This window comes from Laspinema sp. D2d (genome assembly GCF_025370755.1).
Taxonomy (GTDB): domain Bacteria; phylum Cyanobacteriota; class Cyanobacteriia; order Cyanobacteriales; family Laspinemataceae; genus Laspinema.
Map to the genome: position 1 here is coordinate 115,723 of NZ_JAMXFC010000007.1, position 21,138 is coordinate 136,860.

Annotated in this window: 15 protein-coding genes; 11 read left to right on the forward strand and 4 right to left on the reverse strand. The window is 46.4% G+C overall.

What is annotated here, in order from left to right; all coding sequences use genetic code 11:
- Positions 1-83: 83 nt before the first annotated feature.
- Both NG796_RS07240 and NG796_RS07245 read left to right on the forward strand, forming a co-directional pair.
- Complete coding sequence (locus NG796_RS07240; protein WP_261205229.1) at positions 84-2,072, forward strand: AAA-like domain-containing protein; 1,989 nt, start codon at positions 84-86, stop codon at positions 2,070-2,072.
- Positions 2,069-5,587, forward strand: coding sequence for a GAF domain-containing protein (locus NG796_RS07245; protein ID WP_261205230.1), 3,519 nt, complete (start codon positions 2,069-2,071; stop codon positions 5,585-5,587). The genes NG796_RS07240 and NG796_RS07245 overlap by 4 nt, the downstream gene beginning before the upstream one ends.
- Positions 5,588-5,599: 12 nt before the next feature.
- Here the strand turns inward: NG796_RS07245 and NG796_RS07250 are convergent, their stop codons facing one another.
- Positions 5,600-6,235, reverse strand: a complete 636-nt coding sequence (locus NG796_RS07250; protein ID WP_261205231.1) for a hypothetical protein — start codon at positions 6,233-6,235, stop codon at positions 5,600-5,602.
- Between the two features lie 237 nt (positions 6,236-6,472).
- Here NG796_RS07250 and NG796_RS07255 point away from each other — a divergent pair, with 237 nt between their 5' ends.
- Complete coding sequence (locus NG796_RS07255; RefSeq protein ID WP_261205232.1) at positions 6,473-7,333, forward strand: carbohydrate ABC transporter permease; 861 nt, start codon at positions 6,473-6,475, stop codon at positions 7,331-7,333.
- A gap of 31 nt (positions 7,334-7,364) precedes the next feature.
- On the opposite strand, the gene NG796_RS07260 is transcribed toward NG796_RS07255, so the two are convergent.
- Complete coding sequence (locus NG796_RS07260) at positions 7,365-9,905, reverse strand: HD family phosphohydrolase (RefSeq protein WP_261205233.1); 2,541 nt, start codon at positions 9,903-9,905, stop codon at positions 7,365-7,367.
- Between the two features lie 334 nt (positions 9,906-10,239).
- Complete coding sequence (locus NG796_RS07265; protein ID WP_261205234.1) at positions 10,240-11,142, reverse strand: ADP-ribosylglycohydrolase family protein; 903 nt, start codon at positions 11,140-11,142, stop codon at positions 10,240-10,242.
- 260 nt (positions 11,143-11,402) lie between these two features.
- On the opposite strand from NG796_RS07265, the gene NG796_RS07270 reads away from it, so the two are divergent.
- Together NG796_RS07270 and NG796_RS07275 are read left to right on the forward strand one after the other, a co-directional pair.
- Positions 11,403-12,134: a pentapeptide repeat-containing protein gene (locus NG796_RS07270; RefSeq protein WP_261205235.1), complete on the forward strand. Its 732-nt coding sequence runs from the start codon at positions 11,403-11,405 to the stop codon at positions 12,132-12,134.
- Positions 12,135-12,347: 213 nt separating this feature from the next.
- The gene (locus NG796_RS07275; protein WP_261205236.1) at positions 12,348-13,163 is read left to right on the forward strand and encodes a hypothetical protein; all 816 of its coding nucleotides are present in this window, start codon (positions 12,348-12,350) and stop codon (positions 13,161-13,163) included.
- A gap of 36 nt (positions 13,164-13,199) precedes the next feature.
- Here the strand turns inward: NG796_RS07275 and NG796_RS07280 are convergent, their stop codons facing one another.
- Positions 13,200-13,409 carry a Nif11-like leader peptide family natural product precursor gene (locus tag NG796_RS07280; RefSeq protein WP_261205237.1) on the reverse strand — a complete coding sequence of 70 codons (210 nt, stop codon included), beginning with the start codon at positions 13,407-13,409 and terminating at the stop codon, positions 13,200-13,202.
- Between the two features lie 88 nt (positions 13,410-13,497).
- On the opposite strand from NG796_RS07280, the gene NG796_RS07285 reads away from it, so the two are divergent.
- The 6 genes from NG796_RS07285 (at position 13,498) to NG796_RS07310 (ending at position 20,910) form a co-directional block, all read left to right on the forward strand.
- The gene (locus tag NG796_RS07285) at positions 13,498-16,023 is read left to right on the forward strand and encodes a substrate-binding domain-containing protein (RefSeq protein WP_261205238.1); all 2,526 of its coding nucleotides are present in this window, start codon (positions 13,498-13,500) and stop codon (positions 16,021-16,023) included.
- A 107-nt stretch (positions 16,024-16,130) separates the two neighbouring features.
- Positions 16,131-16,697, forward strand: a complete 567-nt coding sequence (locus tag NG796_RS07290) for a phage tail protein (RefSeq protein WP_261205239.1) — start codon at positions 16,131-16,133, stop codon at positions 16,695-16,697.
- 10 nt (positions 16,698-16,707) lie between these two features.
- Positions 16,708-17,520, forward strand: a complete 813-nt coding sequence (locus NG796_RS07295) for a hypothetical protein (protein WP_261205240.1) — start codon at positions 16,708-16,710, stop codon at positions 17,518-17,520.
- Between the two features lie 41 nt (positions 17,521-17,561).
- Positions 17,562-18,035 (forward strand): phage tail protein, encoded by a 474-nt coding sequence (locus NG796_RS07300; RefSeq protein ID WP_261205241.1) that lies wholly within the window; start codon positions 17,562-17,564, stop codon positions 18,033-18,035.
- Between the two features lie 318 nt (positions 18,036-18,353).
- Entirely contained in the window at positions 18,354-20,513 is a 2,160-nt protein-coding gene (locus NG796_RS07305; RefSeq protein WP_261205242.1) for a VgrG-related protein, read from the forward strand.
- A gap of 97 nt (positions 20,514-20,610) precedes the next feature.
- Complete coding sequence (locus NG796_RS07310) at positions 20,611-20,910, forward strand: PAAR domain-containing protein (protein WP_261205243.1); 300 nt, start codon at positions 20,611-20,613, stop codon at positions 20,908-20,910.
- The last annotated feature ends 228 nt before the right edge of the window (positions 20,911-21,138 follow it).

Sequence of the window (21,138 nt, forward strand, 5' to 3'; positions counted from 1 at the left end):
TTTTTTCAAGAAAAAATGTAAAAAATTCAGAAAATTCAGAAAATTCATGTTATCTTAGTTTCAAATTAATTCAGGGATGCCCTATGGTTGAGGGAAAGCTCGTTAAACTGCTCGAACTAGCAGAGAACTGCATTACTGAAAAAACCGGAAAACCGCTGGCAGACGTCCAGAAAAATATTCTGCGGCAAGCCTTAGAAGGACAGCGCCTCAAGGATATCCAGGTTTCGGGCTATAGCCAGAGTACGATTAAGTCGGATAAGGCACCGAAACTGTGGAAGCAACTCTCGGATGTGACGGGTCGAAAAGTCACGATTAAGACCCTACGCCTTGTCCTAGAGGAGGTTTTGGAGGAATTGCCCGATCGCCCATCCTCTTCAGTTTCGATGGGATGCCTCGGTTCAAGCTCGTCGCTACAAATGAATGAGCAACTCCTGGACTCGGGAAACCGGCGATCGCTTGTTTTGGAACGACCCGGAGGACAGATTCCTTTAAATTCACCGTTTTATATTCAGCGGTCCCAAGCGGAGTCCCTCGCTTATGAAGAAATTGCAAAACCGGGTAGCTTAATTCGCATCAAAGCGCCCAAACAAATGGGGAAAACTTCCCTGATGGCGAGACTTTTGCACCATGCAGAACGATTGGGATGTCAGACAGTTTCCTTGAATTTTGAGTTAGCTGATAATGAAGTTTTTGCTAATCTGGATAGCTTGTTACGGCGTTTTTTTTGTGCTTCGGTTGCTAAAGCATTACAGTTGCCGATGGAACACATTGATCAATGCTGGAATAAGGGTTATACCAATAAAGTGAGTTGCACAGATTACTTTGAAGAGTATGTACTCCCGGCCATTGACAAGCCTTTAGTCTTAGGATTAGACAAGGTGGATTTAATTTTTCCCCATGACAAGGTAGCCGATGACTTTTTTGTGCTACTACGGGCCTGGTATGAAAAAACCAAAGAAAATTGTATTTGGAGAAATTTTCGGCTGATTATTGTTCATGGAACAGAAGTCTATATTCCTCTGAGTAATGATCAGTCGCCGTTTAATGTGGGTTTACCTGTAGAACTTCCAGAATTTGACCCGAGTCAAGTACAGGATTTAGCCCAATTGCATGGTCTGAATTTAACTTCTGACCAAGTGAATCGACTGATGGCTATGATTGGAGGGCATCCCCATTTAACGCGGATTGCTTTGTATAAAATTGCTAACCAAGAAATTGAGTTAGAAGAATTACTAAAAGCTGCACCAACAGATCGAGGAATTTATGCCGATAGCTTGCGGCTGCATTGGTGGCATCTCCAAAACCACCCTGATTTAATGAAGACTTTAGGGCTTATTCTTTCTTCAAAAAGTCCGGTGGAGTTAGATTCAATCGTTAAATTCAAGTTAAATAGTCTAGGATTGGTTCTGCTTCAAGGCGATTTGGTGACGATTCGCAATGATTTATACCGTCAATATTTCCGCGATCGCCTGAACTTTTCCCAGACTACTTCCTGGCAGTTCAATACCCCCAATACCCTCAAGCGAGGAGAGTATAACAACCCCTTCAATTCCAACTTTTTAGGGGATAATGTTCTGGCTACGATTGTTTTTACCGACGTCAAAGATTCAGCCTTAAAGCAACATGAAAATCAAACCCTTGTCCTAGGGGCAATTTTCCGAGATTTAAACTTGATGACTCAACTCTGTGAACAGTTTGACGGTCAAGTTCTAAAATCGATGGGGGATGGGTTGCTGATGTACTTTGCCTCCGCCGTGAAAGCGGTAAAATGCGCCCAAGAAATTCAACAGACTTTAAGATTAGCGGCGAATAAACTGCCGGAATCAGAAATTCTTGAACACCGGATCGGAATTCATTTAGCTGAAGTGTTTTTTAAGAATCATGATGTCTATGGGGATGGAGTCAATATTGCGTCCCGGATCCAGACTGTAGCTCATCCAGGAGGTATTTGTATTTCTGGCGCGGTTTATCAAGCTATCAAAACTCACTTACAACTGCAAGTTTCTAGCAGTGATTGGTATCAACTGAAAGGATTTAACGAACCCATGTTTCTTTATCAGTTAAACGGATGAATTCTAGTCACTTAATCCCTTACGAATATAAAATTGGCGGTAGTCTTCCCCTGAATACTCCCACCTATGTGATGAGGCAAGCTGATGAAGATTTGTTTAATCACTTAAAAGCGGGGATGTTTTGTTATGTGCTGACTTCTCGGCAGATGGGTAAGTCTAGTTTGCGGGTAAAAACCATGAACCGGCTTCAGGAGTCCGGAATGGTTTGTATGGCGATGGATTTGACAGAAATTGTCGAACTAGATATTACTCGAAATCAGTTTTATAAAAGTATTACTCGCCATTTAGCTAAAAGCTTTAATCTGTTAAACCAGATAGATAACTTCCAGGACTGGTGGCGGGACCATGAACAAAGTCCGATGCAAGGACTTTCTTGTTTTGTTGAGGAAGTCTTGCTCAAATATGAGCCACTGCAAGATAAAAAATTAGGGGTTTTTATTGATGAGATTGATAGTGTTCTTCGTTTACCTTTTTCAGTCAATGATTTTTTTGCCTTGATTCGGTGTTGGCATAATAATCGGGCAGATAATCATGAATATGACCGCCTGACGTTTTGTATTTTAGGGGTGGCTTCACCCTATGATTTAATCAAAGATGCTAATCATAGTCCCCCTTTTAATTTTGGGAAGTCCATTGAATTAACGGGGTTTAAGTTGGAAGAGGCGGAACCCATTGCGGTGGGGTTGAAAGAAAAATTTAATAATTATAAACCCGTTTTAAAAGCTATTTTAGATTGGACGGGAGGACAGCCTTTTTTAACCCAAAAACTCTGTAAATTAATTGTAGAGGCCGAAAGTGTGCCGCCTAGAGGTCGCGAAAAGCAGTGGGTAGAAAAGTTGGTGCGATCGCGAATTATTGAAAACTGGGAATCCCAGGATGAACCGGAACACCTGCGGACTATTCGCGATCGCCTCCTCCGTCAGGGACCGCAGAATCGCCAGCTATTAGAATTATATCAACAAATTTTAAAGAATGCTGAATCAACCCCAGATCTAAACGAGGCTTTAGGTGCAATTCTTGCCGAAGAAACTCCGGAAAAAATGCAACTTAGACTCTCCGGATTAGTCGTCAAACGAAATGGAAATCTCAGGGTAACCAATCGAATTTATAAATCCGTGTTTGATGCCCTTTGGACTGAAAAGGCTTTAGCTTCTTTACCCGGAAGTTCCCCCGTTCCTCAAAGCGAAGATGAGGAATTTTTCCAAACCCTTGTAGAACTAGAAAGAAACCTACTGGTTGCTCAATTAGCACAGGTTCACGATGGAAACTGTTCTGAACAAACCCTGTATGAAGTTTTAAGAAATATTACCCTACAAATTGGCAATTTACTCCATGCGGACCGCGCGACTATTTATTTACTCAATGAAGATAAAAATGAACTATGGTCTGTGGTTGCGGAGAATGAAACCAGTGATTTTTTAGATATTCAAGTGCGGGTCGGCGAAGGAATTGCAGGACAAGTTGCCCAAACCAAAGCATTAATTAATATCCCGGACGGGGTTTATCAAGACCCCCGGTCTAAATTCGTTAAAGAATTTGATACTAAATATAATTATTATACTGCTAATATCTTAGCGGTCCCGGTTTTAAATGAATCGGGAGATTTAGTGGCGGTGATTCAGCTTTTAAATAAATTAACCTCTCAGGTCATTCACGGATTTGAATTAAATCAAACCATTGATAGAAAGGGATTTACTGAAGGAGATAGTCAGCGTCTCTATACTTTTTTAAGTTCAATTGCTCGCATTTTAGAAAGCTGTCAATCTTGTTACAAAGCGACTCAAAAATTGAGAGCAACCGCAGCACTTTCGGAGGCCACTCGGTCTCTGGATCAAGCGAATTTAGATACAAAAGAGATTTTACAGCGCGTGATGAATGCGGCTAAAAAATTGCTTAATGCGGACCGGAGTACCCTGTGGTTAATTGACCGAGAACGGGAGGATTTGTGGACCGAACTGCCCGAGACGGGAGAAAAACGCTGTCCGATTGGGGTGGGGTTTGTGGGCAAAGTTGCGGAAACCCTGCAACCGATGATTATTCCTTTTGACCTGTATGAACATCCTCATGCAGGGACGGCTAAAGAGACAGATAAACAAACAGGTTACCGCACCTCTAGTTTGCTTTGTATGCCGGTTTTGAACCCGGATGGTGAACTCTTGGGGGTCACTCAATTACTGAATAAAAGAAAGCTGGGGGAGTTTCCCGAGTATAACCCCAGCAACTGGCCCGAAGTCCCGGAACAATTTAAGGCGAGTTTTGATGAAAATGACCGACAGTCGATGCAAGTTTTTAATCAAAGAGTAGGGGTGATTCTTCAGTATGCTCAAACTCATGAAGCGCTGCTGAAAATTGCTGAAGTTAAACCCAAAGAAGTGGTTCATAATGCTTTGTTTATGCTGTCTAATGTGGGCAATCATCAAAGTGAACCCTTTCTCTATGATGCCCTTTATAATATTCTGAATTTCCTGGGAAGGTCCCTGAGTAAATTAGTGAATGCAGAAGGTGCAACGATTTGGGTTTTTAATTCTGAACTCAAGGAATTTTGGTCGTTGATGCCTTCAGGGAAAATGGGGGATTTGGTTGAAGAAATTATTCCCGATTCTCCGGAAATTCAGAAAGAAATCATGGCTTTTCACTCTAGGGGGGAGATGAAGGGCGGAAAAGCTAAACGGAAGTCTGGGATGGTGGGGATAACTAATGACCAGCTATCTGTTAATCAGGGGATGGTTGTGCCGATCGCTCATCCCCAGGGTCAGGTGATGGCATTGGTGCACCTTATTCATCCTAAGGCAATAGAATCGGGCCATTTGATTGAACAGCGCACGGAATCCATTTTGCCGATTGTGGAAGGCTGTCAATCTTTTTATCGGGATATCAAAATTTTAGAACATAATCGCGAAAATGAAAAGCTTTGGGCGGCGATGATTTCCCTCAGTGAAAAGGACTGCGATTTGCAAGAAATCCGGCAAGAAATGCTCCAAAAAGTGTTAAATGCAGCGCAGAAAATGACCAATAGCGATCGCAGTACCCTTTGGTTATTGGATCGGCATCAGGGCAACTTATGGACTACCATTCCCGGAGAAGGAGAATTACGCTGTCAAATCGGGGTGGGGTTCGTGGGAATAGTCGCTGAAACTTGCCAATCAATGCTGATTCCGTTTGACCTTTATAAACATCCGAAGGCGGCTAATGCCAAGAAAACCGATAAACAAACGGGTTATCGAACCTTTAGTTTATTATGTACCCCAGTTTTGGGTTCGGATGGCAAGTTGCTAGGGGTCACTCAGCTTGTAAATAAGCGTAAACCTGGGAATTTTCCGCCCTATCAAACCCGTGATAAGCGCAAGATACCGGATTACTTCAAAACCAGTTTTAATGAACGCGATCGCCGGTCGATGGAACTTTTTAATGCTCAAGTTGGAGTGATTTTACAAAATATCCAGCAGAAAGACTTGATCCGCTATGAAATTCAAAATCGCCTTGCCAGTAAAGAACTACAACCGACTCGTTCCTGAGATGGAGTTTGTTTAAGGAGAAACCAGTTTAGGAAAGCGATCGTCTAGGGATTGATTAAAATAATACTGACACCAAAACTCGGCAATATCTAACAACATAGGTAGGGAATTAAGATTCAATCCATTGCCATAGTTGATGTCATAGTTTTCCGCATATTCTCGGGCTAATTGGTACGTGTAATACTGATATTCTTGATTAATAAAACAACACAGGGCATAATCAACTTTGAGTAAGTTACCACTGCGAATAAAATGGACAACTGCCCACTCAGTTCGGCGATAATCGTTCCCTTGGTAGAGTTTAATTTCCTCCCGGAGGGCTGCCATTGATTGTCGCTGTTGGGGGCTGACTTCCTCGATCGCCGCTTCCATTTGGGCGATCGCCTGAGTTACAATCGCTTTGTGGGCTTGCCATTCGGTCTCATCAAAGCGATCATTGGGGGTACTCTCCATTGTTTCCCAGACTCGTTTGGCAATATGGAGGGCGAAGTGTTTTGAGGGCTGACGGTCTTTACACAAACTTTTAATACTGGTCAGTCTAGTCACTTGAACAGAGTTTCTTCCGGTGTCTTCCTGAATTTCCTTAATGGTTTTGAGCCATTTTTTGATAATATTGGCAATTTTCGTTTCATCAAGTTGGCTTTTCATGTTAGCACTTACCTTTATCGGGAAAAATAAAGAATTATTTTTTTAATTTTGACAGAATTATTTTAGCAGAGGCCGGATTAATTTAAGCCACTCTTTGTATTTTAGACTTTTAGGGGTTTTCCTCAAATTATCGGAAATATTTTAGCCGAAAAGAGGTGGGGGAGTATGCTACGCTATTCCTAATTTCCGTTTAAATCCCTTGGATTGTCTTTTTCTCAACTTTCAAGGCTAACCTTTATGAAAAATTCCCTCAAGCTGACGGCTTCGCGTCAAACCGACTCCCGATGGAAACAGTTGGGCTTCTATGCACTCTTGAGTGCGATCGCCTTCCTCACCCTACTCCCTTTAATTTGGCTGATTAGTACCGCCTTTAAATCTCCGAGTGAAAACATCTTTCAAGTTCCTCCGCAATTCTTACCGGCAGAACCGACCTTTCAGAACTTTGTTCGGGTCTGGGAAGCGAGTCCCTTCGGACAATATCTCTTTAATAGTACCCTGATTGCGGTCCTAACAGTGAGCTTTAATGTGATATTTTGTGCCTTAGCGGCTTATCCTTTGGCCCGATTAGAATTTCCCGGGAGGAATTTGATTTTTTCGGGAATAGTTTCTACGATTATGATTCCCTTTCAAATCGTGATGATTCCCTTGTATATTTTAACCGTCCAATTGGGCTTAAAAAACACTTATTTAGGGATTATCTTCCCCTCTCTCGCTTCAGCCTTTGGTATTTTTTTATTACGTCAAGCCTTTCAAGGTGTGCCCAAAGAATTAGAAGAAGCAGGAAGGATGGATGGCTGTTCAGAATTAGGAATTTGGTGGAATGTGATGATTCCGGCAGTGAGACCCGCCCTAGTGACCTTAGCGCTATTTGTCTTTATCGGGTCTTGGAGTGATTTTCTGTGGCCGTTACTGGTGATTGACCGCCCGGAATTTTATACATTACCTCTAGGGGTGGCGCGATTAGAAGGGACATTTTCTTTAGATTGGCGGTTGATTGCGGCGGGGTCAACGATCGCAGTCGCCCCAGTCTTGCTCTTATTTCTTCTCTTGCAGCAATACATTGTTCCCACCGATGCCGGGACGGGAGTCAAAGGGTAAGTATAAGCAGGGGGTTAAGTTCCCCCTCCCCTTACTTGGACTGGAAAGAAAGTGCCGCTTTGGGATAGGCAATCCGTTTGTGATTGAACTGTTGCCAAACTCTCACAAAAATTTCGGCAATTTTCGGCATTTCTTCCCGTTTCAGACCGGACTCACCGAGTTGATTGTCTTGCCACCGGGCTTTTAGAATTTTATTCACCATATTCAGGGCCTCATCTTGACTCACATCCTTGAGACTGCGTAAGGCTGCCTCACAAGAGTCCGCCAACATGACGATCGCCGTTTCCCGAGATTGGGGAATCGGCCCATCATAGCGGAACTCTTCGTCTCGGACTTCTCGCCCTTCTTTTTGAGCCCGTTGTTGTGCTTGATGGTAAAAATAAGCAATCAACATCGTGCCTTGATGTTCAGGGATAAAGGCTTGAATAGCTTTCGGTAAGCGGAATTTTCGGGCCATTGCCAGTCCTTCGGTGACGTGTTTTTTAATAATGGCCGCACTTTCCCAAGGGTCATCAATTTCATCATGTTTATTGGGCCCCCCCATTTGGTTTTCGATAAACCCTTGGGGGTCGTGCATTTTTCCGATATCATGATACAATGTACCCGTGCGAATCAATTCCACATTACAGCCGAGTTCCTTCGCCGCCGCTTCAGCGAGGGTCGCGACAAACAGGGTATGTTGAAAAGTCCCCGGCGCTTCGGAAGCCAACCGTTTTAAAAGAGGGCGATTAGGGTTAGCCAATTCGGCCAGACGGATCGGGGTTACCAGGTCAAACAAATGTTCCAGATAGGGACTCAAACCCAGGGCGACAATACTCCAAGAGACCCCGGCGATCGCCTGAATTCCAGCGGCCCCGAGAATCGTGTACCAAATCGTCCCTGCGGTGGCACTGGGAATCAGACTGCCAATCAGGTAAACGCCACCTTGGGTTAAACCGGCTACACCCCCAACCATTGCCAATTCTTCTCGCGATCGCATTCGTCCGGCTAGGATGCCACTGATTAAACCGGCTGCTGCATTTGCCAGCAAATAAGTCCACTCAATTTCAATACCCAGGGGTAAAAGGACACTCAGGAGTCCCACAACCGTCCCTGAGAGGAAGGACCCGTAGAAACTACCCAGTAATAAACCAACTGCCGGTAAGGTTGTGTAAGGAATACCCAGAGAAATCAGCAGGGGTGCGGTCAAGGAGAGAAGCAACACCAGAGTGCGATCGCGCCGTCGTAACTTGGGATGAACCCGCCCTTGAACCAGCCAAAAAATCCCTACGGCGATCGTCACCGTTCCGCCGAACCCAAAGAGTCCCACCCAATTAATTTCGCGGCGACTCATATCAAAGCGATCGAGCAGCACAAATTGAGACTGAGAAATTGGCTCTCCCTGTTCAATAATCACCTCCCCTTGTTCCACGGTGACAAACACCGGCTTAACTTCCAGGGCCGCTTGTTCCGCGCGGACTCGGGTGCGTTCTAAATCTTTGATTAAATTAGGCTGCAACACCTCTAAGAGCAAAGTTTGAGAGAGTTCCACCGCGCCGGGTGGGACCTGATCCTCCAACTGGATCATCACCGCCATTTGCAGAACATTTTTGGGCAATCCCTGGGGAATCCCTTGGGACAACATCCGCTTTAAAGCATTGTGGAGACCCAATTGAGTTTGAATCCACTCTTCGTCGGAGAGTTCAAATAAATTAAGACCGTAAATATGGGTTGAGGCAATACTGGTCGTATCTGCGATCGCCGCCACCGCTAAACGGTAGGTTTGACGCGCCTGAGAAATTTGCTCAACCAATCCCGAAAACGCCCCGGACCCCCCGCGTTTGCGGTAAGTTTGCAGTTCTATCACCGCTTGCTGTCCGGAGTCGGTTAACAGACCCCGTTCCACCACCCAAGCTGCCGCAGACGAGTCATTCGGGTCCTCCACTGAATTGGCCGGGCTCGCCTCCATTGGCGTATCTTCTCCCGCCGCCTTCACCACCGCGCTATATTCCCACTCCTGCGCCTGTCTCAGATAAAGCTGGCTGGAAGTAGACAAGATGGCGATATCCACAAAGGGAAATTGCCCCCCGACTTGGCGCAATTGGGTCCCTTCATCCAACACGCGTTGCAGGACTTTCTCAATCTGCTGGGAGACAGGGCGATCGATCATTAAAACCGGGCTGGACCCAATGCGGGCCGCCCTGCGATTGTCTTCGGTGGTTTTGGTGTCTTCTACCCTAGCATCGTCAGGGGCGATAAAGGTTTGTGGGGCAATAGTACCTACATCCAGTTGAGGCTGATTGTAAAAGCGTTGTCCAATCGTAGCGGTGAGGCAGGTTACCGCCAGCAGAACCGCTACAGGGGAATGGACTGTGCTATTCATTTGAGATTGGAGTCCCTTTCTCCAAGTCGTCGGTTCAGTCGAACCTTGTTTGGGAGGGGCGGGTAACTCGTGGGGTTTAGACGGATGAGACTCTGGAGGGAGGGTCCCCGTCTTGAGCAGATTGCTGTTGGAAAGATTGCGCGAGTAAATATTGGCGCAATCTCTCCCCCATTGTTCGAGTTGCCGAGTCAGCATCTGAATTGATCTCATGGATCTCTCGTGCCTGTTCTAAGATAGAGGATTGCTAGGAGTAGAAGCCAAGGCGTTATGCACTATTATAGAGGCACTCTTCCTCAGCCTAAATCTTCACCCCCAAAGGCGGGGATGGGTGGGGTCAATTAGCACAAGGGTAGTTCAACCTGTAGCGTTATTTAGAACATCCATTTAGAATAAGGTCAATCGCACCCCCCAAGGGCTTTCTAGCCCCAATCTGTCATTAAACCCAAAAAATTTGTAAAAACAATCTAATTTTTCCTCTCCCCCATCCTCCCCATCTCCCCCATCCTCCCCATCTCCCCCATCCTCCCCATCTCCCCCATCCCCCCTAGACTTGCCAGGGACGAATCACATCAGGGGCCGCGACAGCGCGAAAATGAATGGCTTCTTGCGGTTGATACTGAACCTCATAGACCCCAGACCAAGTGGCAAGCAGGCGATCGCCTAGGTGAAATAGTTTATCGGTTTGCAATAGCCCCTGTTGCCAAGTCCAAGGGATGCCGGGAATGCTATTATAAGCCCCGGACAAAATTCCCGTGATTATGGTTGTCACAGCGCCTTGACTCCCTGTGCGAGTGGCCCGACTGATGGATAATCGGAAGTCTTCTAGGGTACTCAAAAGGCAGTAAAAGCCTAGGGCAAAGGGGAGGCTGCCAGTACCGTCAGTCTGGGTCAATTGTGAGCGAACCCGTTCTAAACTGGCACCTTGGGCGAGGAGGGTTTCGACGGTTGCCAGTTGGGGAATCAGCGGGGAGGGACTGTCCTGAAGATAGGCAATGGTTTCTCCAATCAAACTGTGCCGGTTCAGGCGTTCGGTCAGACTGGTGGCGATCGCATACCCCAAGGCCAATAGTCCATCTCTTTCGGCTAAGGGGATTGACAAAAGTTCACTAATCTGGTACAGGGTGGTTCTTAAAAATTCTAATTGTTCGTGATAAAAGAGGAGAACCGGAAGCACAGCCATCAGGCGATCGCTCCCTAAAATTGCCGTTGATTCAATTCCCTCGGACCGTTGAGACACCGAGGCAACTGCCTCAAACCAACTTGAGGAGTCAAATCCCCCATTTTGAATTAAACTTTGTACACTCCTCACCAGGTAGTCATCTTCCCCTGGCCTCGGGCGCACCTCAAGCCTAGGTCCGCTCAAGGAAATCATCCCGCTTCCTATCCCATAGCCTATATTAGCACCGAGTAGGGTTCCCTGAAACCGACTTAAAACCGAATATCGCATTCTGATAACAATTGCCCGTAAATATTATATAGAGCGAGTCTAAATTAGTTTGTCATAGAAATGAGAAGCTCCATAATCCCGGATCAGCAGTAGCAAGCAAGATGCTGGCACTCCTTCATTGTATTGCCTTTGATAAAGAGGAGTGGGAGCATCTTGTTACCGGATCAATAGAAAGCCGATCGCATTCCACTTCTGGCTAATAGCCAAGGGGAAAACTTGGGGGAGACAATCATAACAGAAGAGGCAACTTCGAGGCATTCATGAAACAAATCCTCCTGGCGATCGCCATGCTGCTGACTAGCGCCCTTCCCCTAGGCGCTGAGAACCCCCTACACCTGCAACAACTCTTCAATACCCGAGACTGTCGCAACTGCGAACTCAGCGGCATCAACCTCAGTGGGGCTAATCTTACCGGCGTCAACCTTAGCGGGGCCAACCTTAACGGGGCCAATCTTAGCGGGGCCAATCTTAGCGGGGCCAACCTTAATGGGGCCTTTCTGCTCGATGCCAACCTGACTGGGGCCAATCTCAGCAGTGCCTCCTTAATCGTCACCAACCTCAGTGGTGCAATTTTGCATGAAGCTGACTTAAAGGATGCGGATTTATATGGGGCGATCGCCCCTCATGCTGAACTTAACTCCGTAAACCTCGTTGGGGCCTCTCTTCCCAAAGCCAATCTCTATCTCTGTGATTTAACCGAAGCGGACCTCTCCACCGCCAACCTAGAAGGTGCCAACCTAGAACGCGCCGACTTAACCGATGCCAAACTTAGGAATACCATCCTGATCGATACCTCCCTCTGTCGCGCCATCATGCCCGATGGTTCTGTCTCGGAAATCGGTTGTCCCCCGGCTGAACCTGCACCTGAACCGGCTGCTGAACCTGCACCTGAACCGGCTGCCGAACCCACACCTGAACCAGTTGCCGAACCCACACCTGAACCGGCACCTCTTCTGCCACCGCCACCACCACCACCCCCAGTCACCCGATAGCGGTGGGGATAACTAGCCATAAGTCGAATGTGACTCCCCAAGGGAGTCCCGTAAAATAGGTGGATTCGATCTCATACCCACTCCGGTTGTACTCGACCTACTTTACTTTTTAGCCTGCATTGGGCGCAGCCTGTGCGACAGCGCCTAGTCCATTTGTCTGTATAGCCCCACCCTTGAGGGTGTGGGTTTTTGATCGCGCCAGGAGGAGACTTTATGAAAAAAATCAGAACCCTAGTTCAGCACAAAAGTAACAAAAAATATCTCCCCACCTCTACCGTAGAGGGTCAATTTGAGTCGCGTCCTTTCCCCTCACCGACGGAGGCATCTGCGGAGCCCACCCCCGGGGTGCAAGCTGCATCCGAGGGGAAAAAGCGTCAGGGTTTCAACTTTGCCAAAATTGATATCTTTCCACCAGAGGAATCGGAAACCCCGGGAGTCCCGGCAACGATTCAGCGTCAGGGAGGCGATCGCCCCGAATCCGAGGCGGAGTTAATCCAGTCCGATTCTGAAACAACAACAACCACTCCTGAGACCCTGCAACTCAAGGAAGATGAAGAATTCCAAACTCAAGCAACGGATCAAGCTGCCGAGGAGGAATTAACCGTCAATGCTGCACCGGCTACCGCCATTCAGCGAAAAGGCAAAGATAGACAAGCGCCAGTAGACGATCGCCATAGTATCAGTGACCCCTACATCGACCCCACGCGCTGGTTGGAAACCCTCAAACGGGAACGAGTCGCCGATTTATTCCGCACTGCTGGGGGATTAGACGGTCATGTTCAACAGATCCAAATTGAAATCAACCGGCTGATTTCAGACCGCAATCGGCGCAAGTTAGAAGGTCAAACGGGGGAAGACGTTGTACACTATACAACCACCTTGAATACCTTACGCAATTCCCTGATTGCCAGTGCTAAAGCCGCAGAATTTGATTTTGCCAAATTTGGGATTACTTTTGCGCCCCTAGGCTCCGATCTTTATCTCGAATGTAGCAATGGTCAAGTCAAAGTGGATGGCAAGCCCGTCTAAGCCAAGGCACGGCAATGCCGTGCCTTTTGGTGACGGTTAAATCCCCGGAATTTCCGATAACTTTGACTCTAATTCTTCTACCTTAAACTGAGTTGCTTCTATCCATTCCTCGGTTGTAAAATCATATCCATCTTGACGAGCCATCGCGACTAATTTATCTAAACTCGGAGCCGAATTATATTTTTCTTTCAGAGAAGGATTGGTTTGAACTGCTCTAAACAGTCGAACAACCTCGGGTAAAGCCATTTTTAGATTCCTCCAAACATTCAAGATTAATCTGTACCCTGAAGCATTTCCTTAAATTCTAAAACAACTTTTAAAAAACAACCAGGTTATGTCTAAAGAAATTGGTAAAAAATTAGCCCAGGAAGCTGGTAGAAGAGAACTGAGTCGCATCATCATGCGGGGTTCCTCTGCGAAAATGGGGATGAAGAATCGCCTATTCGGACTCCTCCCCGCTCGGTTTCAATGGGTGATTCCCTTCGTGCAGCAAAACTTAAAAATTGAAGCGCCCAAACTGTCCGGACTCAAATTCCAGCTACCGGGAGGATTTCGGAAAAGCCAAGACATTACTAAACAGTCACAACAACTCGCACCAGAAATTGAAGTAACCTCCCTACCGCAAATTTTTCAACCCGCTCAACCCCTCTATTTAAAGTATGATTGTCCCCGAGGAAATCCGTTAAGCTGCGAAGTGGCTCAACAGACCCTAGAGGCAAAACCTCAAGCCAAATATTGCCGACAATGTGGGTTTCCAGTTCCCTTGGCACCGGACACCAAAATTCGAGGCGATCGCGGGACTTACAAAATTGAAAGATTGCTGCGTCATCGGGGAATGGGACGGCTTTATGAAGCTATCCAACTCAGCGATCACCAACCCGTTATCCTCAAAGAATATCTCTTACCCAAACGCTATTTTAACTCCGAAGAAATTCGCCAGCGTAAAGACTTATTTCGGTTAGTCGGGGGAATTAATTTAGCCGATGGTCGCATTCAGGATCAGCGCCTGATTTCCCCCTGGGAGGCGATCGCCCCCCTACGGGAAGAACGCTGCTATCTCGTCACTAGAGGACAAATCGACGCTTTCCCCACTCTGTCCAGCTACCTCTTAGAAACAGGCGCTTTTACTAGCGCCCAAGTTCGCCAAGTCCTCGACCAAGTATTACAAAGTTTGGAGTTTCTCCATGAGCAGAAATTTAGGCTGAGATCCGGTGCATTGAAACAAGGAATTATTCATGGTAACCTAAGTTTAGATAGTCTAATTTTTGTCCCCAATACTCAAGGATTTTTTGTTTATTTATGTGATTTATCGCTTTGGGAAAGTTTTGGACAACCGATTTTATCCGACTCGGCCTATTCCTCTCCCCAACAAGATTTAAAAGCATTAGGATATATTGCCTTTTATTTATTAAACGGACGTACTTTCAACCCAAAAACTGAGCAAGAAATCGACCCTAGGGTCGAGGAAGATTGGCCTTTGGGTGTCCATCTTGAACTAAAAAACTTTATTCTAAACTTAATTGGACTGGGAACTCAAAAATTTGAAACCGCTCAATTGGCGAGACAAACGCTCTTGAAATTATCCGGGGAATGGTGGATTGGAGATGGCACTCTCATTCCGGTGGGAATACCGGAAGCACTTGTTGTTGAAGCAATTGAAAAAAAACGCCGTCAACGCACCCGACTTTTAGCTTTTTTATTAGCAACTTTGGGGTTGATTTTGTTGGCCCTATTAATTATGTGGATTAGGGTAATTCGCCAGCAAAAAACGGCAACAAAAGACCCAGTTTGTTGTATTGAAAAAGTAGCGGGTATTCCCCTGGGAAACTTTACTTATACGGCTTCTGTAAATGGCACTTGGAGCTATCTCCTCCAGCAACCGAATTTAATTGCTCCTGGAAGAACATTAGAACAAGACTTGGAACAACGCCTGCAACCTGAAGACCCCAGCGAACCGCCTAAATACAGCTTTCGCTATGTACCCGAACCGACGTCAACCTTGGCGATCGCCAAGGTTTTATCGGGAGAAACCGACTTTGCAATTACCAATTTAGCCAATGCCCGGACAGCTTACAATAATTTAATTCACACTCAAATCGGCTATCGAGAATTTGCTTATGATGGCATTGTTATTTTCGTTCCCTTCAGCTATGCTCGTCGCGAAAATGGACTCCCCCAACGCTTAAATGGGAGCATTACCTTCGACGAATTACGACAACTTTATACGGGTAAAATTAAGAATTGGCAAGAATTAGGCGGTCCGAATCTTCCCGTAAAACTGTATATTCCCAATGAAGAAGAAGCATTAAGAGTCTTTGAACAGCGAGTGCTTCAAAATGAGCGGGCGATCGCCGATTTTCACAACCTCCTCAAAGCCCCCACATCCGCCAATACCCTAGTCAGAACTCCCGCAACCATTACTCCCCTTTCCACCTTTGAAATGCTGCGAACCGTCATCCGGGATTTTGAAGATAGAAATATCGGGAGTATTGGATTCGCCACCTTGAGTAAAGTCTTTGGACAATGTTCGGTTTATCCCCTCGCCTTAAGTGAAGGCAACCAAACTCCGGTATCTCCCTTAGTTAGAAATCTGGATAATCAACCCATTTCTCCCCTCACGGATTTGTGTAATAATAAAGGCAGTTATAGTCCGAATGTGACTGCATTTTCCCAGAATCAATATCCCTTAGCCTATCCTTTGGTAGTGATTTATCCCCGGGACAATCGTCTCCCTTCCGTCGGAGAAAAATTTGCAGAAATTCTCACCACCCTAGAAGTTCAAACCCTACTCGATCGCACCGGACTCATTCCGATTTACCGACAATCTCCGCCCGCATCCCAATCAGTCCAAAGGGAATAGGTGAAGTTCGACCTTTGTCTAGTATCCACAACACTCTAAAAACCCTAAACTGAGCTATAGTTTTGGGGCCTTGGGTGGGTTAAACAATCAAAGGGGAGTCGTTATTGATGACGAAACAAAATCAGCCAGAAACCCACGGACTGAATTATATTACGGCCAATCGCTTTTATGTGGAGATGCAGGAAACCAACTCCATCGCCGCTTGTTTTAGCGAATGTTCCGGGTTGAGCGTTACGGTTAATTATGACACCTATTTTGAAGGGGGAGTTAATAACCAACAGCGAATCATTTTGGGAAACACCCAATTTTCAGAAGTCACCCTCAAACGAGGACTAACGAATGATGCTGCATTTTGGGGCTGGGCATCTCGAATGCTGACTAAAATCACCCCAGAAAATGCCGGGAGTCCCCAGCGGCGCAATATCAATATTTTACTGTTTAACACCGCCGGAGAAACGATTCAATGTTGGACGCTAATCGGGGCGGTTCCTGTTGCTTGGAGAGCACCGGCATTAAGGGCAGATGCGGCAACGGTAGCAATTGAAGAGTTATCTTTGGCCTATGAAGGGTTAAATGTGGAGGTGAATAGTAACTCGGGTAGCGGTGGAAATGCACTCGGTGGTGGGGGTAAGATTCACCAGAGTGGCAGGGGTACGGGTGGATTCTTTATTTAGGGGTTAAATTATGGTAGAAACTGTCAGCAATTATGAGGAAGAACCGGGCGATCGCAGTCGTCTTGCTGGGTTGAAACCCCTGGGAATTCAAAAACCATTTTTGCCCCATGAACCCCTGGGACAAAAACCTTTTGAACCTCAATCTTTAAAACCCATTGCCCGGGAATTGTTAACAAGTTTTGAGTTAGAACCCGCGATCGCACCCGATGAAGAGGAAACTGTTAGAGAATGGGATCAATTCGAGAAACTCCCCAGAGAAATTCCGGAACTGACGGAAATTGCGATCGCCACCCGAGGGGAACAACCTCTGGGACAGTGGCATTCCATCGGCGATCGGCAAACTCAAGTTAGTCTGTCTGCCAACCCCTCCTTTCAACTCCCCCTCACCCTCTCCCTAGAAGAGATTTCCTCCAATGTTCCTGAACTATCCGCCTTAAGCGCCTTCGCGAGTCCTCCTCTGGATTTGGGAATCGCTTCTACAACCGAATCCATGCCAACCACTTGGGCGAACCTTGAAGACTTACTCACCCAAACCGCCCAAATTGATACCGACGGAGAATTTGTGTTAACCCCTTGGGGAGTCCAACGAGAGACTCCCCCACAACCCAAGGGAGATCGGTCCTCCGTCCCTGTCCAAAATCCGCCCGACTATAACGATCCCAGAAGTCGAGAAGTCACCCTCACCGCCCCAGGATATGGACCCACACCGGAACCTGAAAACCTAGAGATTTTAGCGCGAAAAGTTTATGATTTGATTAAACAGCGCCTAACCATTGATCGCGAACGGAATGGAGGTCGCTATTCTCGGCGATCGCCCTGGTAAATGTAATATTAATGCCCTATTAATAAAAAGGAAAAACCGCCATGCCTGGTAACAATGTTGCATCAGGGAAACTCGAAAAAGCAAAATTAATTTCCCAAGAAAGCGATACCATCGAATTCATGTTCAACCCAACCGAACTCGTATTCGATCAATCCGTTAGCGTCAATCCGAGTCGAGGGGCGCGCACCAGTTCCGGATTATCTAAAGTCAGCTTTGCCCATCCCGAACCCTGCACTCTGACCATTAGTAACATCATTTTTGATACCTACGAAACTGGGACAAGTATCCTTCCCTCTATTAATCTTCTCAAACAAGCCCTCAGTTTTGCCACCAAAGGATCTGCTGCTCAAAAACGTCCCCCCACCTATATTTTTGCCTGGGGACAACAACAATATATGCGCTGTTTTGTCACCCGACTCAGCTACAGATTAACCCGCTTTTTACCTGATGGAACCCCCGTACAAGCGCGAGTGGATTTGACCCTCACTGAAGTGGATAAAGCAACGGGGAAATAGGGGAAGATAGGGGAGATGGGGGAGATGGGGAGGATGGGGGAGATGGGGAGGATGGGGGAGATGGGGGAGATGGGGTTATGAGAGTTCAAGATAGATTTTTATTAGACTTCTTGCCAAATTCTCTTAAGCCCCCTAGGAACTAAATATTTATTCCTCTGGCTTCCCCCGATAAATCAACATTTATTCCTCTGGCTTCCCCCTTTTTAAGGGGGACGGGAGGGGGATCCAAGGGGGGTTGGGGGGATCAATCCAGTATTTTGCCAGAGGTTTATTGATTAATTATCATCAGAAATTCAGACCAAAACCACATTAAAAACCATGACAGCAATCTCTTACTTAGCTCAACCTAGCTTAAAAATAGATGGAACCGAGGCGTCTGATAAATTACGGGCAGATATTATAGAAATCTCCGTAGAAGAAAGCATTCATCAGCCGGGAATGTTTACCCTAATGATTAACAATGACTACTTCCCTGGGACGGGAGAACCCTGGGGACATGAATCATTATTTGCCATTGGTAAATCTATCGAAATTGGGTTTAGTTCCAGTACCACCGAAGCGCCAGAATTTTCCCAAGGTAAAACCACTGCCAACCTGTTTAAAGGAGAAATTACCTCAATAGAATGTAGCTTTACTGAAACCTCTGAAGCTACCATGCTAATTCGAGGATATGATGTGGGACATCGGCTGCATCGGGGGAGATATAATCGCTCTTTTCAAAATATGAGCGATACCGATATCCTTAAAAAAGTTATTGGGGAAGTGGGAATTTCCTCGGGGACCATTGATCCGAGTGGTTCTCCCCATGATTATGTATTTCAAGAAAATCAAACCAATATGGAATTTTTGCGGGAACGAGCAACTCGCAATGGATTTGAACTGTTCGTTCAAGATGGAAAATTAAATTTTAGAAAACCTAAAGTAGGCAGCACTTTAGAGTTGAAATGGTTGCGGGATATACACAGTTTTCGAGTGCGGGTTTCTAGTACGGAACAGGTGAGCGCGGTGGAGGTACGCGGGTGGGATTATAAACAAAAAAAAGCGATTGTTTCTAATGCCAGTTCTGCCACTGTTCTGACAAGCACCCAATATCAAGAGGGTAAAAAAACCAGTTCAGCTTTTAATGGAAAACCCTCCCAAGCCACTATGATAGTGGTCGATAAACCCGTTTTTAGTAATCAAGAAGCAGATACGATCGCCCAGTCGTTGTGCAATGAATTAGGCGGAGAATTTGTCCATGCCGATGCCGTAGCGGAAGGGAATCCAGATATCCGCACCGGCAAAGTTATCAAATTTACTGACATGGGAAAATATAGCGGAAAATACTATATTACCGAAGCCCGCCATCTGTATCAAGATGGGATTTATACCACAGAATTTAGTGTCCGAGGATTGCGATCGGATGATATTTCCACCACCGTTGCACCGGAAACCCGACTAGAACCGGGTCAAACCCTAATGGTGGGAGTGGTATCTAATAATAACGACCCCGATGGATTAGGACGAGTGCGGGTGAAATTTCCCACCCTGACGGAAAAACATGAAAGTAATTGGGCTCGGGTGGTGGCGATCGGGGCTGGACCCGATCGCGGATTTGACTGCTTACCCGAAATCAACGATGAAGTGTTAGTTGCCTTTGAACATGGAGATATTCATCGCCCTTATATCCTTGGGGGCGTCTGGAATGGTCAGGATAAACCCCCAGAAAAAGTAGCTGAATCCGTCGCGAGTGGGAAAGTCCGCCTCCGAACCATTAAAACTCGCCTCGGTCATAAATTACAATTTGTCGAAGAAGATAAAGGCAACAGTAAAAAAGGGATTTATATTGAAACCGTTGAGGGAAGTAAACATAAACTCCATCTGAACGATACAGATAAAAAGATGGAACTAAAAACCAGCGGTTCTCATTATCTTTTGTTGGATGATAAACTGAAGAAACTAGAAACCAAAACTACTGGCGGTCATACCGTTTTAATGGATGATAATGGCACCAAAAAAATAGATGTGACCTCCGTCGGGGACATGAACGTGAAAACCGGAAGTTCGGGAAAAACCCGCGCCCTCAAAGTTGATGCAGGGGAAATTGAAGTCACAGGAATGACTAAAATTTTACTGAAAGTTGGCCCGAATAGTATTGAAATATCCAATTCAGGGATTAAAATTGATGGCCTGAAAGTGGAAGTGTTGGGAAAAACAGGAGTTGAGATTAAATCCCCCGTTAAAGTTGATATTAGTGGCGCAACCCAAGTCAATGTGCAATCGGCGGCCCAGGTCGGGATTAAAGCTGGGGCCTCCCTGAGCGCCCAAGCGGGGGGTTCCTTGGGTCTCCAAGCGGGTGGGTCCATAAGTGGAACTGCTGCCGGTTCAGTCAGTTTCACCAGTGGCGGTGCAGCGAGTATTACAGCCGGTGCTTCATTCCAAGTGATGGCAGGTGCTAGTGCCGGGATTTTAGCACCCCTGATTCGCCTCAACTGTTGAGAGGCGCGAGAATGCGACTTATGGCTAATGGTCAGCCCCCGGTGAAACCGTTAAAAATGGGGGCTAAATGATCCAGGCCATAATTTAGAGGAAAATCATGTTTCCTGTAGCAGTATTAGGAGATTTGGCGGGGGGAAGTCCCATTGTAGGACCTTGTGCACCCACGGTTTTAGTGATGGGACGCCCCATTGCTTGTATGGGAGATGCGGTTGCCGGAGCCCCGATGGCAGCCGGAACCTTGATCATGCCTGCTTCGGTGACGGTGTTGGCAATGGGTCGTCCCGTGGCCCATATGATGACAATGGCTGCGGGGATGAGTGTCCCCGCACCGATTCCAGTTCCTTTGATGTTACCCGTAATTGCCACCGGGGTGACGGTGTTGGTTGGGCCTCCGTAATCAGGAAACCCCAACCGGATTTCTTGACCGGATTTGTCCGATTAGCAAGCAAAAGGCTCCCGAGGGCATAGGACCAAAATCCGGGTTAATTAACCCTTATCGGTTCTTATCTCCTAGAGTTGGGTCAGGTCAGAACGTCCAGAAATTCGCCCGCTACTCAACTACACTCGACTTTTGGCGAATATTCCTCAGTCCGGAGACTTTAGTACACTAGCGACTAAAGTCTGT

Coding starts and splice junctions, on each gene's coding strand:
- NG796_RS07255 (WP_261205232.1), top strand. CDS start 6,473: ATGAAAAATTCCCTCAAGCTGACGGCTTCGCGTCAAACCGACTCCCGA.
- NG796_RS07295 (WP_261205240.1), top strand. CDS start 16,708: ATGGTAGAAACTGTCAGCAATTATGAGGAAGAACCGGGCGATCGCAGT.
- NG796_RS07240 (WP_261205229.1), top strand. CDS start 84: ATGGTTGAGGGAAAGCTCGTTAAACTGCTCGAACTAGCAGAGAACTGC.
- NG796_RS07305 (WP_261205242.1), top strand. CDS start 18,354: ATGACAGCAATCTCTTACTTAGCTCAACCTAGCTTAAAAATAGATGGA.
- NG796_RS07270 (WP_261205235.1), top strand. CDS start 11,403: ATGAAACAAATCCTCCTGGCGATCGCCATGCTGCTGACTAGCGCCCTT.
- NG796_RS07275 (WP_261205236.1), top strand. CDS start 12,348: ATGAAAAAAATCAGAACCCTAGTTCAGCACAAAAGTAACAAAAAATAT.
- NG796_RS07310 (WP_261205243.1), top strand. CDS start 20,611: ATGTTTCCTGTAGCAGTATTAGGAGATTTGGCGGGGGGAAGTCCCATT.
- NG796_RS07265 (WP_261205234.1), bottom strand. CDS start 11,142: ATGCGATATTCGGTTTTAAGTCGGTTTCAGGGAACCCTACTCGGTGCT.
- NG796_RS07245 (WP_261205230.1), top strand. CDS start 2,069: ATGAATTCTAGTCACTTAATCCCTTACGAATATAAAATTGGCGGTAGT.
- NG796_RS07260 (WP_261205233.1), bottom strand. CDS start 9,905: ATGAGATCAATTCAGATGCTGACTCGGCAACTCGAACAATGGGGGAGA.
- NG796_RS07250 (WP_261205231.1), bottom strand. CDS start 6,235: ATGAAAAGCCAACTTGATGAAACGAAAATTGCCAATATTATCAAAAAA.
- NG796_RS07290 (WP_261205239.1), top strand. CDS start 16,131: ATGACGAAACAAAATCAGCCAGAAACCCACGGACTGAATTATATTACG.
- NG796_RS07285 (WP_261205238.1), top strand. CDS start 13,498: ATGTCTAAAGAAATTGGTAAAAAATTAGCCCAGGAAGCTGGTAGAAGA.
- NG796_RS07280 (WP_261205237.1), bottom strand. CDS start 13,409: ATGGCTTTACCCGAGGTTGTTCGACTGTTTAGAGCAGTTCAAACCAAT.
- NG796_RS07300 (WP_261205241.1), top strand. CDS start 17,562: ATGCCTGGTAACAATGTTGCATCAGGGAAACTCGAAAAAGCAAAATTA.